The following is a 14,814-nucleotide window of genomic DNA, read 5'->3' as shown; positions in this document are numbered from 1 at the left end:
CCACTATAAAATAAATGGCAAAATGATCGGACTATATTGAGTCGCTCAGACTGAGCGTTACTGTATCTCTAACAAAGGTAATATAGTTTTTAGCAACTCTTCTATATCTACAGGTTTAGCTCCATGGGCATTCATACCAGCCTCAATGTAACTAGCTACATGCTTTTCAAGTACATTAGCTGACAATGCCACAATAGGAATTTGCGCAATTTTTGGGTCTTCATTCGCTCTAATAATTTTCGTAGCCTGAATACCGTCCATTTCTGGCATATGAATATCCATTAAAACAACTTGAAAATCGTTTGCTTGATCGAGCAAATCAATGGCTTCTTTACCGTGGTTGGCAATGGTGACTATAGCTCCTTCCTCGGTTAATAAATGATTAATCACCATCTGATTTATTTCATTGTCTTCAACTACTAAGACGTTAACATTTATCAACCTATTTTCTAGAGGTTTTGCGGTACTTTGGGAGTTTGTATTATTAAGGCAATGCTCTATGGTCATAAATAGCACGTCAGTAGGACAAGGTTTACTTAACACATAATCTATCGGCAGTTGACCTTTAGTATTTTCGATTATTGAGGTGTCGTAAGCTGACATAATAATGACTTTAGGAAGGACGACTAGCCCCAACTGATTCACTTCTGTGATAAAACTTGCACCATCCATTATGGGCATAGTCCAATCAGAAATAATCACTTTTATGTCATGATTTTTGTTTTGAAGCGCCAACAAGCCTTCTTGAGCAGATTGCACAGCTATTGGTCTAATCCCAATATTCATTAGGAAATTAGTTAATATTTGTAGTGCAATAGGATTATCATCAACAACAAGAATATCAATATTGCCTGCGATAAAATGTTTATCACTACTATCGATAAGTACATCATTATTTAGCTCTAGACGCATAGTTGCCGTAAAGCTACTGCCCTGACTTTTATTACTAACAACTTTAATGTCCCCGCCCATTGTATGACAAAGTTTTTGACTAATGATTAACCCGAGACCTGTGCCTCCATATTTTCGAGTGGTTGAGGAGTCGGCTTGGCTAAATTTATTGAATAACTTACTGATTTCTTTCTCATCCATACCCACACCGGTATCAGATACTTTAAAATGCACGCAGAATTGATTGTCAGAGCCTATATCCTTAGTCATGGAAATAATCAGGTCTACACTGCCCGTTTCAGTAAACTTGATGGCGTTGCCACAGAGGTTAATTAATACTTGATTGATCCTAAATACATCGCCCATTAAATCAGGATAGAAATCGCCTTCTATTATTATATTAAATCTAATATTTTTGGCTTTAACTTCCTCATCAAACAACACCTTAAGATTGTCTATTACGCTATGAATTGAAAATGCCTTTTGCTCTAAAGTGATGTTGCCAGACTCAATTTTAGAAAAATCTAAAATGTCATTAATGACAGTTAATAGGTGTTTACCAGAAAACGTTAACTTGTCTAAATATTCCCGCTGTAGGTTATCCAGTTTTGTTTGTGTTAATAATCCAGTTAACCCTATGACGCCATTTAATGGTGTTCTTATTTCATGACTCATATTAGCCAAAAACTCAGCTTTGGCGTTTTCAGAAACCTTAGCTTCTTCAACCGCTTTTGCTAATTGTTGATTCTTAGTATTTAGTTGATTTTTTTGTGTAACAAGCTCGGACGTTTTACGTTCAACCTCCTTAGATAAGTCACTTTGTTTCGATAACAACGAGCGCGTAATAAAAGCAAGCGCTGAGGTTAGTAAAATACCAGCGATAAATAATTCAAATAATAAGCTATCTGGGTTTTCAAGTTTTTGGTTTACAGGCGAAATGACTAATTCGAAACTATTATTCACTAGCTGAATGGGAAAGGTGAACTTTATATTCGTATGATCGTTCCCCCCTCGGTTGATGAGTTGATTTTTAGGGTATTGGTAGTGATTGTCATTTTTATCTATGAGTACGTAATTATAATTATCAGCATCTTTATTACTCACATTACTAATAAATAGACTTGAGATTAATTGGCTAGATAGGATTAAACCAACGACCTCTGGGTCAGGTGAACTCTCAGTTTTTTTGGTCAATATAGGGAATATATATAGAAAAAAAGCCTCATCCCGAATACCTTCTATAGGTTTAGATAAGTCAGAAATTAAGGGTAATTGATTATGAATAACAGGATAAATTAATGGACCTATAGGCGATTGTGGTGAAATATTTCGACCGATAAATGATTGTCGTTTCATGTCGGGAAAAGTGTAACTTAAAACCGAATAATAACCGTCGGTGGGAGTAGCAAGAGTAACTTGATTTGGAGGAGTAAAATCAAAAATATCAAAATGGCTAAATTGAGGTTCAGGATTTGCTCTAATCTTACTAATTATTTCCTTGGCTTTCTGGGGAGGAAATCGATTTATGGTAGTTATTCTTCTTTTTTCTGGGAAGTTAGGGACCACTCTTTTAACAAAACCTACAAATTCAGAGTAACTAACCCAACTGGAAGAAGAAAAAAGGTTTGCTACTGACGATACTTCAAAGAATGAACGCTTAAATTCTGCCTCAATATCTTTGGCGTGGATTTCTGCTCGTTGTTGATGTTTAGTATAGGTTTCATTACGTTCTTTCGTTATCGCAGATTGGTACAGATAGCCTGAACATATAATGCCAATCACCAATACTAACAATGCATAATAATTGGATTTTTTAACTAGTATGTTCTTTAGGTATGTTTTCATATATTCACTAAAATATTATTTTCCCAGTTATTCCTAGCAATTTAGATCCACCTTGCGAACATAATCGAATGTTTTCTGACGACGAGCCTGGAGCAATAGCTCGTTCGCTGCAGTATTGTTCATCAGTCAAATTTTTGGCCCAAAGTGAAATTTGATATTCTCGGTCTTCACCAAATGAATATAAGCCGTTGACTGTTAATATGCCCGTAGAAGCCTCGGAAAAATTCTTAATCCAAGTTTTGCTATTATCACCCGCTAACTGATGATTATGTTCACCTAAATAAGAATAATGAAAACTAATCTCTATATCACTTTCAGTGAATTCGTAACTCTTATAAGCAGAAACAGTATATGTCCATTCAGGTGCATTGGTAAGTGAATTGCCTTTTATTGCTTGGTTTTGAAAGTTTGCTTTATTTTGTTCAGGAATACCTTTGGTATCTAAAGTGCCATCCGTGACTTGACTATCTAGCCAACCAACTCCCAATTTAAAGCGTAATGACGACGATATTTGCCAAGCGATATCTAGTTCAGCACCTATAGATTCGGCCTCAGGTAAATTGACCAAAGAGGCGAATAAATCAGCTGGGTTACCAGAGTTATAAACTAAGAAAAATTGATAATCTTGCCACTGGTTTTGAAAAAAAGCGCCGTTAATACGCAGTGAATTATTAAATAAATCAGTTTTGAAACCAAATTCGGCAGTTATCAAAGTTTCGGGTTTAACTACTCTATTCAGTAAACTTTGAAATGCAGCCGTTGTTGGATTTGAGTTTACCGCGCCCATTTTGAAACCACGAGACAAAGAACTATAAATCATCAGTTGTGTGGATACATGATAATCTAATGCTAACTTCCCTCCCCATTCTTTAAACTCTTGGTTGATTTTTGCTGAAGCAGGAAAACCACCATTTGCATCTAAAAAACGATTGGCTCTGTCAAAACCTATATAATCGGAAAAACGATTAAAATCATTATTACCTAAGCTAAGCCAGCCTAAACTGCCTAATGGGTATTCCTGACCTGGAAGATCCATCATCATTCCCACCGAATTAACAATTGGAGTTAAATCTTGTTTTGTCCATCTGATCCCAAAAGTGAAATTTAGTTTTTGTGTAAGCTCGTAGGTAAACTGCGAATATGCTGAGATAGTGCGACTTTTATGTTCGACCCATGCACCTCTGTCAAACATTGGACCAATACCGGCATCCAGTATGTCATCGTCAGGTCGCCCAGCTCCACCGGGGTCAATCAATGAGGTTTGTAATAAATCACCTTGCTCATCATTGTAAAGCAAGCCTGCTATCCACTGTAATGGACTCTGTGAATTTGATTGCCACTGAAATTCTTGTGAGATAGATGCGGTGTCTGTGGAATTATAGGTTGTTGACTGGTACACAGTAGAAGTTAAGTGCTGGCTTCCCCAATCATCCATTCGCCTAGACTCTACTTTTTCAAAAGACGTTATACTATTAAAACTATAATTATCTGCCTGTAAATTAATTTTAAAAAACCCACCTAAAGCGTCGATATCATTTGGCGGATTAATTAATGAAGAATGGTTTTTAGATAAGTCATGATCATCTAAATTAATAATACCCTCATTACCTATCGGGTAAATTGCGCTTTTGACTTCCGCTATTTGGTTTTGTTTACCGCCATATAAATTACCAGTTAACTTAATATCATCAGTTAATTGATAAACTAATTGTAATCGAGTTCCATACTGGTCTACATCATTATATTCAGTGTCATTATCCGCTATTCCACTGCTAACCAAGCCATCTCGCTGATGAGAAAAAGCAGCAAGTCTTACACTGAGTTGTTCGCTTAATTTGGTGGTAAATGCGCCTTTTAAAAAAAGTTGTTTGTGGTTACCCAAAGTCACCTCGCCATAACCACTACTCATATCATCGTTGTCAGGCTGGTTAGAAATAAAATTAATGGCTCCGCCAGTGGTATTTTTTCCATAAAGTGTATTTTGTGGTCCTTTAAGTACCTCAACTCTAGCAATATCGTACAAAGCAAAATTAGCTAACATTGGATTAATAATGGCTACATCATCCAAATAGAGACCCACTGCAGGAACAGAAGAAAGATTAAAGCCGTCCATTCCTACACCACGAATAAAGTAATTAGTGATGCCACTTATTGAACGTGTTGTATTAACATTAGGGATCAAAGTAGCAATTTCGGATGCCTGTTTAATGCTAGCTGAATCTAAATTGTCGGCAGAAAGTGCGGTGATAGAAATGGGAATATCTTGTACTGATTGAATACGCTTTTGAGCGGTGACTTCAATAACCTCAAGAGAATCTCCAGATACTTTATTGGCAGAAATAACAAATGTATTAAAACAAACGCAATAAATGCACATAAGCATTCTTACTTTTGATATTTGACTAATTCTAAAAACAAATCACTCCTTAATACTAATTGGGTGTATTGGGTTATGGTGGAGCTGAGATTTTTAAACATGAGCCAGCTTAAATTATACTGTTTATTTAAACGAATAGATCACTTCTATCCATCAAATATTCACTCTTTGCCAAAGTCCCGCGAGAGTATAGTACATCTGCAAATATTGAATGATTGTATTCATGTCAAAAGAAACTTTTTAATTGATATTTTTCGATGACTGAAGGTCGCTTACTGACACTCAGTTATCTGGCATATGTTTGTAGTACTCTCAAGTAGTATTAAGACTGTGTTACATTGGAAAATATGCCCTTAACTGCATAAGGTAAAACGAATGGGATTAGCCTGGGTTGTATTAGCTTTTATATATTTGGCAGGTCTTTTTTGGATAGCTCGTTGGGGCGACGGTCATTCAACCACGGCCAAGAAACTGACTTCACATCCGGCTACCTACTCACTTGCTCTGGCGATTTATTGTACTGCTTGGACTTTTTTTGGCTCAGTTGGTGAGGCCACTCGTAACTCTTGGAATTACCTGCCCATTTTGCTCGGCCCAATGTTGTTATATTTATTTGGCTACCGCTTTTTATTAAAACTGACCAGAGTCAGTAAAAAACAACATATCACTACTATTGCCGATTTTATCTCATCACGTTATGGCAAACGCCAAACTGTGGCCTTATTAGTCACTATAATTGCACTGCTTGCCATTATCCCTTATATCGCACTACAACTAAAAGCCATCGGCTCCGCTTTTTTATTGGTTTCTGGGCAAAACAATCCCACTACTGTGGTGCTTCTGGCCAGTATATTTATAGGTATATTTTCTATTTATTTTGGTACTCAACGCACTGACGTTACTGAGTATAGACGTGGTTTGATATTGGCAATTTCCTTTGAGTCCATCATTAAACTCTGCACCCTTATTATAGTTGCATGGGTTGGATATATAATTTGGAAGGAAGATAACCAAGGCATGATCCTGTCCAGTTTTTTAACCACTGAAGCATTGAGTACATTCCATTCAGGGGTATTTATTACCCAAACGCTTATGGCTGGCGCTGCAGTAATATGTCTACCCAGACAATTTCATGTGGCAGTAATAGATAACCTCAACTTGGGTCATTTAAAAACGGCTCGCTGGTTGTTCCCTCTATACCTAGGCTTGATTGCTATGGTTATTCCGATAATTGCAGTCGCTGGTCAGGCAATATTTGGTGTCAGTAGTGGCAGCGTTGAACCAGATAACTACGTGATGGCCTTGGCCATTTTTTCTGATTCTTTGGCGCTACAGATGTTAGTGTTTGTAGGTGGGTTATCGGCTGCTACAGCTATGATCATTGTGGCTACCCTGACTCTGAGCACTATGTTAACCAACGACGTCATTCTGCCAAAATTATTAGCTTATCGTGCTGAACAACCAAGCACTTCTGATTACACCAAAATTATTTTAATCATCAGGCGCTTAGTGATAGCGCTGGTGTTAATGCTGGGGTATCTGTACCAACAACAAATGACCGATAGCCATTCGCTTGCTTCTATCGGATTAGTTGCTTTTTCATTGGTTATTCAGTTACTTCCGGCGATCGTGGGAGGCTTATACTGGAGACGTGGTCACGCTCATGGCGTATATGCCGGACTGATTCTGGGATTGGGTACTTGGGTAATGTGGTTGATTTTTCCGCTTATCGATAACAACAGTATACAAGGTCTGCAAAATGCTGCGATTAGTGAAGGAGCGCTCTATAGTCTTGCCGCCAATATACTTGCCTACCTAGTTTTTTCTTATTTTAGTCAGCCACGACTGATAGATCGCATTCAAGCAGAAGCTTTTGTCACCTCAATTGACTCTCGTGGCGAACATTATGACAAACCAGCCTTAAACACCAGTGTGCGGGATTTAGTCACCTTATTATCGACTTTTTTAGGAGAAATCCGCAGCCATAGTTTAATTGAGCAATATCAACAGCGCCAAAAGATGCAACTTAAATTAGATGATACTCCGCAAAAAGACTTTGTTATTTTTAGTGAGCGGGCCCTTGGTGGTGTTATTGGCGCTTCCAGTGCAAAAGTATTAGTTGGCAGTGCTTTAAGCGGTAAAAGTCTCAATTTTGAAGAAGTGGTTAACTTTTTTGATGATACAACTCAGGCCATAAAATTTAATACCAGCGCACTTTTTACTTCATTGGAAAGTCTGGAACAAGGGATCAGCGTAGTAGATAAACAACTTAACTTAGTGGCATGGAATAAGAGTTATCTGGCCTTATTTAATTATCCACAGGGTATGATCAATGTAGGTACTCCGATAGAAACCTTGGTTAGGTATAACGCCCAAAGAGGCGAATGTGGTGTCGGTGAAATAGAAAGTTTAGTGCAGCGACGTCTAGATCATATGCGCGCCGGCACCACACATAGATTTTTGCGCCAAAGAGCGGATGGCAGAGTAATAGAAATGGTAGGAACGCCTCTGCCAGGCGGTGGTTTTGTTACCAGTTTCAGCGATGTGACTAGCCATATCGAAACTCAGAAAGCACTCAAAGAAGCCAATATAGATCTAGAAAAACGGGTCCAAAAACGTAGTGACGAAGTACACACTATTAACGCTGAGTTACACCAAGAAATAGCTCGCCGTAGCGCAGCAGAGCAAGAGACGAATAACGCCCGAAAGGCAGCGGAACAAGCCAATGCCAGTAAGACTAAATTTTTAGCCTTAGCCAGCCATGACATTTTACAACCTTTAAACGCGGCAAAGTTATATCTGTCTGCATTAAACGAAACTAAGCTGCCGCCGACAGTGGAAAGCATAGTCAATAAACTAACCGACAGCGTCAGTGCCAGTGAAATTTTGATCGCCACTTTATTGGACATTGCTCGTTTAGATCAGGGGGAATTAAATCCCCATAAAGAGGCCCATCACCTATTAACTATTCTCTCACCTTTAGTAGAGGACTTTAGCATGAAGGCTAACAATAAAGGCCTGAACCTGCGTAGTCATTTATTGGATGTTTGGGTCAAAACTGACCGTACTTACTTACATCGTATCATGCAAAATTTACTGTCAAATGCAGTGAAATATACACAAACAGGGAAGATATTACTTAGTACTAGAAAACGTGGCGAGCAATTATTAATCCAAGTCAGAGACACTGGCATGGGCATAAAAGCGGATCAACAGGAGAAAATATTTAACGACTTTTATCGCACAAAAAATCATCGCCAACAAGGAGTCGGGTTGGGGTTAAGCATTGTTATGCGTCTTTCGCAACAACTTGGCAATCCTATTAATGTGGTATCTCAGGAAGGCAAAGGCAGTTGTTTTTCTATACTCGTGCCTCTTTGCGAAGCCCCAGTAACACCCGTCAGCAAAGCCTCCAATAAACATACGGGTTTACAAAACCTAAGAGTTCTGTGTATTGATGACTTACAAGAGAACCTAGACGCGCTTAGTACCTTATTGGACAAATGGTCGGTCAGTGCTGAGCATGCCAGTAACTGGGAACAAGCATTACTAATGGCTATGCAGCAATTACCCCAAGTATTATTAGTAGATTATCACCTTGCTCATGAGGAAAATGGCCTTGAGCTCATTCAAGCCATTCGTGAACAACAGGGTATGAATATAGCTGCGGTATTAATTACAGCTAATCAGGAAGAGTCCATAGTTCAGCAATGTATTGCTCTTGATGTAGCTTATTTAAGTAAACCTATTAAACCGGCCAAACTCAGAGTGTTGTTACAAAGTATGCAACAAGCAGAATAATTCCAATTTAGTCGTTATTAGGATAATTAATAAAAAAGACGCTTGTGACAAACTTAGTGTTCTGGTGGTAGTTGCAATTCTAGTTGCGATGCAATTAATACCGCCTGAGTACGATTATTGATGCCTAATTTACGGAACATGGCGGTGATATGAGCTTTAACTGTCGCTGTGGCAATATCAAGGTTATAGGCTATTTGCTTATTTAACAAACCGTCTCGTAAATAACACAACACCTTATATTGAGCTGGTGTTAGGCTAGCGACTTTGTCGGTCAGAACAGAAAAGTTCGGGTCTATTGGATCCAGTTCAGTACCATAATTGTCAGGTAACCAAATATCTCCCGCCAACATAGCCACCACAGCTTCAGCTATTTGCCCAGCACTGGTAGTTTTAGGCACAAAACCCATGGCTCCAATATTGATAATTTTTGCTACTACCTGCCTGTCATCCACTCCTGACACTACAGCTATGGGCAAGTCCGGAAATAATTTACGAATGTGAATGAGACCAAATAAGTCACAACTGCCAGGCATATTGAGGTCAAGTAATAACAGGTCGATATCCTGATTGGTTTGCAAAATATCGACTGTTTGCTGCAAATCACTGGCTTCGATCCAATTCAGATCAGGCAAAGACAAGGACAATGCCCCGCGCAGTGCATCACGATATAAAGGATGATCATCAGCAATGAGCAGGTTTAGCATAAATATCCTAGAAAGTTTATATATTCAGTCTATATTCTATCAGAACTTCAACCACAGCAGGATCAGCTAATGTGGACGTATCTCCCAACTGATGATGTTCATTGGCAGCGATTTTACGCAAGATCCTCCGCATAATTTTACCCGATCTAGTCTTGGGTAAGCCAGTTGTCCATTGGATCAAATCAGGTGTGGCAATGGGGCTAATTTCCTGACGTACCCAACTGCGTAAATCGGCAGTCAAAGCTTCATCACACACTATCCCCTCACAAGCAGTCACATAGACATAAATGCCCTGCCCTTTTAGATCATGGGGATAACCTACTACCGCGGCTTCGGCTACAGCATGGTGAGCCACTAAAGCACTTTCAATTTCAGCGGTTCCTAAACGATGTCCAGAGACATTTAATACATCATCGACCCGACCCGTTATCCAATAATAGCCGTCTTCATCTCTTCTGGCTCCGTCTCCAGTAAAATAAGTGCCTTTGTAGGTACTAAAGTAGGTTTGTACAAAACGTTCATGATCACCATATATGGTTCGTGCTTGTCCAGGCCAGCTGTCTTTGATGATCAAATTACCTTCAGCTACACCCTCGAGTTCAACACCTTCACTATCAACTAATGCTGGTTGGATCCCAAACAATGGAAAGGTCGCAGAACCGGGTTTTAAATCGATAACACTGGGAAGTGGAGAAATCATCATTCCGCCGGTTTCAGTTTGCCACCAAGTATCGACTATGGGACAACGTCCTTTGCCTATAACCTTGTGATACCACTCCCAAGCTTCAGGATTGATCGGTTCACCAACTGAGCCTAATAAACGTAAGGACGCTCCGCTAACTCCTTCAGCAGGAAAATCACCATGAGCCATCAATGCTCGAATTGCAGTAGGCGCAGTGTAGAGTATATTGACCTTGTGTTTATCAACAGTTTGCCCAATGCGGCGTACATCAGGATAAGTAGGTATGCCCTCAAACAATAAGGTCGTGGCTCCATTGGCCAAAGGTGCGTACACCATATAGCTGTGACCGGTTATCCAACCCACATCCGCGGCGCACCAGAATATTTCACCATCATGATAATCAAACACATATTTAAACGTTTGAGCAACGTACAATAAATAACCTGCTGTAGTATGTACCACACCTTTAGGTTGACCCGTTGAACCTGAGGTATACAAAATGAACATTGGATCTTCAGCGTTCATGATTTCTGGTTGACACTCAGTAGGTAAGTCGGCCACCAGCTCATGCCACCACAAGTCGGTTTTATTCCAATTAATCTCCCCACCAGTATGCTGACAAACAATACTGTGCTCGATGCTTGGACATTTGTTGTCTGCTAGAGCTAAATCGACATTCGCTTTTAAGGGTACAACCTGCCCACCTCTAAGTCCTTGGTCGGCAGTTATAACCACTTTAGCGCTGCTGTCATTTATTCTGTCGGCAATAGCGTGAGGAGAGAAACCACCAAAAATCACCGAATGAATAGCACCAATGCGGGTACAAGCCAACATTGCATAAGTAGCTTGTGGGATCATCGGCATATAAATCGCCACACGATCGCCTTTAGTTACGCCTAACTTCCGTAAACCATTGGCAATTTTACACACTTCATCATGCAATTCCTGATAGCTAATCTCTTGCTGCACATCGGGAGAATCACCTTCCCAGATGATAGCGGTTTGTTGCGCGCGCTTGGCTAAATGACGATCAATACAATTGACACTAACGTTAAGTTCGCCGTCCTCAAACCATTTAATCGACACTTCATCGGGTCCAAAAGAGGTATTTTTAATAACTGTAGGCTGCTTATACCAAGTTAAGGCCTTTGCCTGCTCGGCCCAAAATACATCGGGCTGTTGCACCGACTGAGTATAAAGTCGTTGATGCTCTTCAACGGTGAGATGGGTTTGTTTTTTAGCTTGCTCGGGCACAGGGTAAAGATTGGCTGGCATGATAGTCTCCGACAAAAATTTAGTGTCTATTTATTACATATTCTGCACTCTACCCCATAGACAGTAAAGCGGAATGAGACTTTGGTCGTATAGACCATGAGCTAATAGGCAAAGTTAAATTACCAGTCCACAGTTAGCCCAGTTAATTACGACTAATCAGGACGGACTTATGAAAAATAAATTGGCTACAGTTTTAATCATCGCATTATCTGGTACATCATTTAGTCATACCAGTCACGCCGATGTGTTAGATAAAACCTCGTTTAAATTCTCTGGTTTTATAAAAGTTGACGGTATCTTGAGTCAATACAGTGACGGCACAATTGCCTCAGGCAATATTGGTCGAGATTTTTACATTCCCAGCCTAACCCCTGTAGGTGGCGAAGAAGAGGGAGCACAACTTGATGCCCATGCGCGCCAGTCTCGTTTTCGTTTTAGTACAGATACCAAACTTGGTAATGGCGATACGGTTAGCGGTGTTCTGGAATTTGATTTTCAGGCCACTCCTAACGGCGATGAGCGTATTTCCAATTCCTACACTCCCCGTGTACGTCACGCCTTTTTAAAATACAAAAACTGGTTAGTAGGTCAAACCTGGTCAACCTTCCAAGACGTCAGAACGCTGCCTGAATCTCTGGACTTTATTGGTGCCACTGACGGCACTGTGTTCGCGCGCCAAGCATTGATCCGCTATAGCCAAGGTGGTTTTGACATATCACTGGAAAACCCTGAAACCACTATTACACCTTTTGGAGGAGGCAGTCGCATAGTAGCCGATGACAATGCCGTACCCGATTTAGCCCTGCGCTACACCTTCAAACAAGATTGGGGACACATTGCCATCGCCGGTTTAGTGCGTCAATTAAGCTATGAGAACAAACAAGGTGGTAGCGATATAGATACCAGTACTACCTCCACCGGTATAAGTGTTACCAGCAAAATCAAATTTGGGCAGGATGATTTAAGGTTAATGGCGACAACCGGCAAAGGTTTAGGACGATATCTTGCTCTCAATGCTGTCAACGGTGCGGTTCTGGACGTCAACAACGAGCTGCAATCCATAGATTCCTATGCCATATCTGCAGCCTATCGTCACTTATGGGACAGCCAATGGCGCTCTACTTTGGGTTATTCAATCTTTAGCGCTGACAATGACATAACATTAACAGGCGGTTCAGTGGCTAAGGAAACCTACAGCGTACGAGCCAATTTGCTCTATTCACCTAGTCCAGAACTGACCTTCGGCGGCGAATATTCTTATGCCAAACAAACTAAAGAAAATGACCTAGACGGTGACATGAGCCGCCTGCAATTTTCCGCAAAATACGCATTTTAGGCCTGTAATACCAATCCGTAGAAAGCAAAACGCCAACGACACTAATGTGTCATTGGCATTTTTGTAACCTGTCGTTGCCGACAACTAAAGCGGATTTTTTATGGGTGAATAATTAACTTTACAGATTAACGCTAATCGAACACCTTAATAATTCAATTTAATAACCTCACGCTTTACAGAAATCCAAAACAACTATTGCGCAGCACTACTATATGCATTCATCGCCTCAGCAATATCAGGAATAGACTGTGCGTTTTTAAGATACTGCGGCTCTAGTCTACGTAAAGAATGCTGTTCGTAGCCATAAGCATAAGAGAGCATATTAGCATCACTATTTTTAGTACCAATAAATGACAGACCAACCGAAAGAGCATGTACGCCTCCCATGGGCACACTAACATGCGGATATCCAGCTCGTGCTGCATGTCCACCATAACCCGGCCAATTGTTAGGCCAAATATCACCATTAATGGGATCGATTCTTGGCACAACTGGACCAGAAGGTGCCACAAGCACTTGCACATTAAATTGTTCTATTAATTTATCTATGCCGTCTTCCCTCGTTGCTTTTTGTACTGTTTCAAGTGCTGTTTTGTAGCCCTCATTTTCAAGAGAGTCCATAGCTTGTGATGCAATAAAGATACTTTGGTCAAACAAGGAAAGCTCAATCTCTTTATGCTGCTGATTAAAAGCAATCAGCTGTTGCAAAGAGCGGGTGGTCACTTGTTCAGGAGATGTGGAGGCCAGATAGGTATTCAACCCATCTTTAAATTCATATTTGAGAAGGTCATAGCTCATTTGCCCCAAATTATCGGGCGCTGCTGGGCGCTCATCTATGTTAACCAAAATGGCGCCTGCAGCCTCAAGATCAAGCAACGCCGCTTTGAATAAATCCAATATTGGTTTTGACTCGCCTTTGGCAAAATTTAACACCCCTACTCTCACACCTTCTAACGCACCTTTTGTAAGCCCTGCGGTATAGTCGGTATTGGGCGTAGTGGTTGCCATGGCATTCATCATCAAGGCAGCCCCCATAACAGTTTTAGTCATCGGCCCTGCGGTATCTTGAGTGACTGAAATAGGAATAATATACTGCTGTGGCACAAGGCCTACTGTAGGTTTAAATCCTACAATACCATTGGCGTTTGACGGGCAGATAACCGAACCATTGGTTTCCGTTCCAACTGTCGCAGCAGCAAGAGAGGCGGCGGTGGCCGAACCTGATCCTGAACTAGATCCACAAGGATTACGATCCAACATATGGGGATTTTTCACTTGCCCACCTAATGCACTCCAACCACTCATTGAACCTTCAGAGCGAAAATTAGCCCATTGACTCAAGTTAGTTTTACCTAAAATTATCGCACCTTGAGCACGTAAACCAGCGACAAGAGGACTATCACGCCCAGTGATATTATCTTTGAGTGCAAGGGATCCAGCTGTGGTAGCAACGCGATCTTTCGACTCGATATTATCTTTAAGTAGCACAGGCACACCATGTAAAGGCCCAAGAATTTCACCAGATTCACGCAATTGGTCTAACTCTTTTGCCCTTGACAACGCATCTGGATTAAGGGCTAAAACAGCCTGTAGCTGAGGGCCATTTTTGTCTATTTTTTCAATTCTTTGCAGGTATAACTTCACTAGATCTTCTGAGCTTATTTCACCGCTATTCAGCGCCTCAATAACCTCAGGCAAAGAGCCTGCGATAATACCGGTAGCACGGAAATCAGTAGCAACCGATATCGGTTGTTTTGTCACAGAACGTTCTGCTGTTTGCGAACAAGCAGAAATACAAATACCAGCCGCTAAGGCATAAAATAATACATGCATCTTGGGATCTCTTTAGTAGAATGATAATGAGGTTAGCTCAAACTAATAAAGCGGGCTACTTATTGCAAGT

7 protein-coding genes are annotated in these 14,814 nt (G+C 40.5%); 2 read left to right on the top strand and 5 right to left on the bottom strand.

The window, feature by feature from the left end:
• Window positions 1-57: 57 nt before the first annotated feature.
• Window positions 58-2,736, bottom strand: coding sequence for a response regulator (locus tag GARC_RS26080; RefSeq protein WP_007623984.1), 2,679 nt, complete (start codon window positions 2,734-2,736; stop codon window positions 58-60).
• A gap of 7 nt (window positions 2,737-2,743) precedes the next feature.
• A complete protein-coding gene (locus GARC_RS20625; protein ID WP_007623983.1) occupies window positions 2,744-5,113 on the bottom strand; it encodes a TonB-dependent receptor in 2,370 nt (789 codons plus the stop codon).
• Window positions 5,114-5,488: 375 nt separating this feature from the next.
• Here GARC_RS20625 and GARC_RS20620 point away from each other — a divergent pair, with 375 nt between their 5' ends.
• Window positions 5,489-8,914 (top strand): PAS domain-containing hybrid sensor histidine kinase/response regulator, encoded by a 3,426-nt coding sequence (locus GARC_RS20620; protein WP_007623982.1) that lies wholly within the window; start codon window positions 5,489-5,491, stop codon window positions 8,912-8,914.
• A gap of 53 nt (window positions 8,915-8,967) precedes the next feature.
• Here the strand turns inward: GARC_RS20620 and GARC_RS20615 are convergent, their stop codons facing one another.
• Together GARC_RS20615 and acs are read right to left on the bottom strand one after the other, a co-directional pair.
• A complete protein-coding gene (locus GARC_RS20615) occupies window positions 8,968-9,618 on the bottom strand; it encodes a response regulator transcription factor (RefSeq protein WP_007623981.1) in 651 nt (216 codons plus the stop codon).
• Between the two features lie 16 nt (window positions 9,619-9,634).
• Window positions 9,635-11,575 carry an acetate--CoA ligase gene (acs, locus tag GARC_RS20610; RefSeq protein WP_007623980.1) on the bottom strand — a complete coding sequence of 647 codons (1,941 nt, stop codon included), beginning with the start codon at window positions 11,573-11,575 and terminating at the stop codon, window positions 9,635-9,637.
• 169 nt (window positions 11,576-11,744) lie between these two features.
• On the opposite strand from acs, the gene GARC_RS20605 reads away from it, so the two are divergent.
• The gene (locus tag GARC_RS20605; protein WP_007623979.1) at window positions 11,745-12,911 is read left to right on the top strand and encodes a DcaP family trimeric outer membrane transporter; all 1,167 of its coding nucleotides are present in this window, start codon (window positions 11,745-11,747) and stop codon (window positions 12,909-12,911) included.
• 192 nt (window positions 12,912-13,103) lie between these two features.
• Here GARC_RS20605 and GARC_RS20600 read toward each other — a convergent pair whose 3' ends face one another.
• Window positions 13,104-14,744 carry an amidase gene (locus GARC_RS20600; protein WP_007623973.1) on the bottom strand — a complete coding sequence of 547 codons (1,641 nt, stop codon included), beginning with the start codon at window positions 14,742-14,744 and terminating at the stop codon, window positions 13,104-13,106.
• Between the last annotated feature and the right edge of the window lie 70 nt (window positions 14,745-14,814).

This window comes from Paraglaciecola arctica BSs20135 (assembly GCF_000314995.1).
GTDB classification, from domain to species: domain Bacteria; phylum Pseudomonadota; class Gammaproteobacteria; order Enterobacterales; family Alteromonadaceae; genus Paraglaciecola; species Paraglaciecola arctica.
Note: the sequence above shows the minus strand (reverse complement) of the source record. Positions and strands in the feature narration are given on the sequence as shown.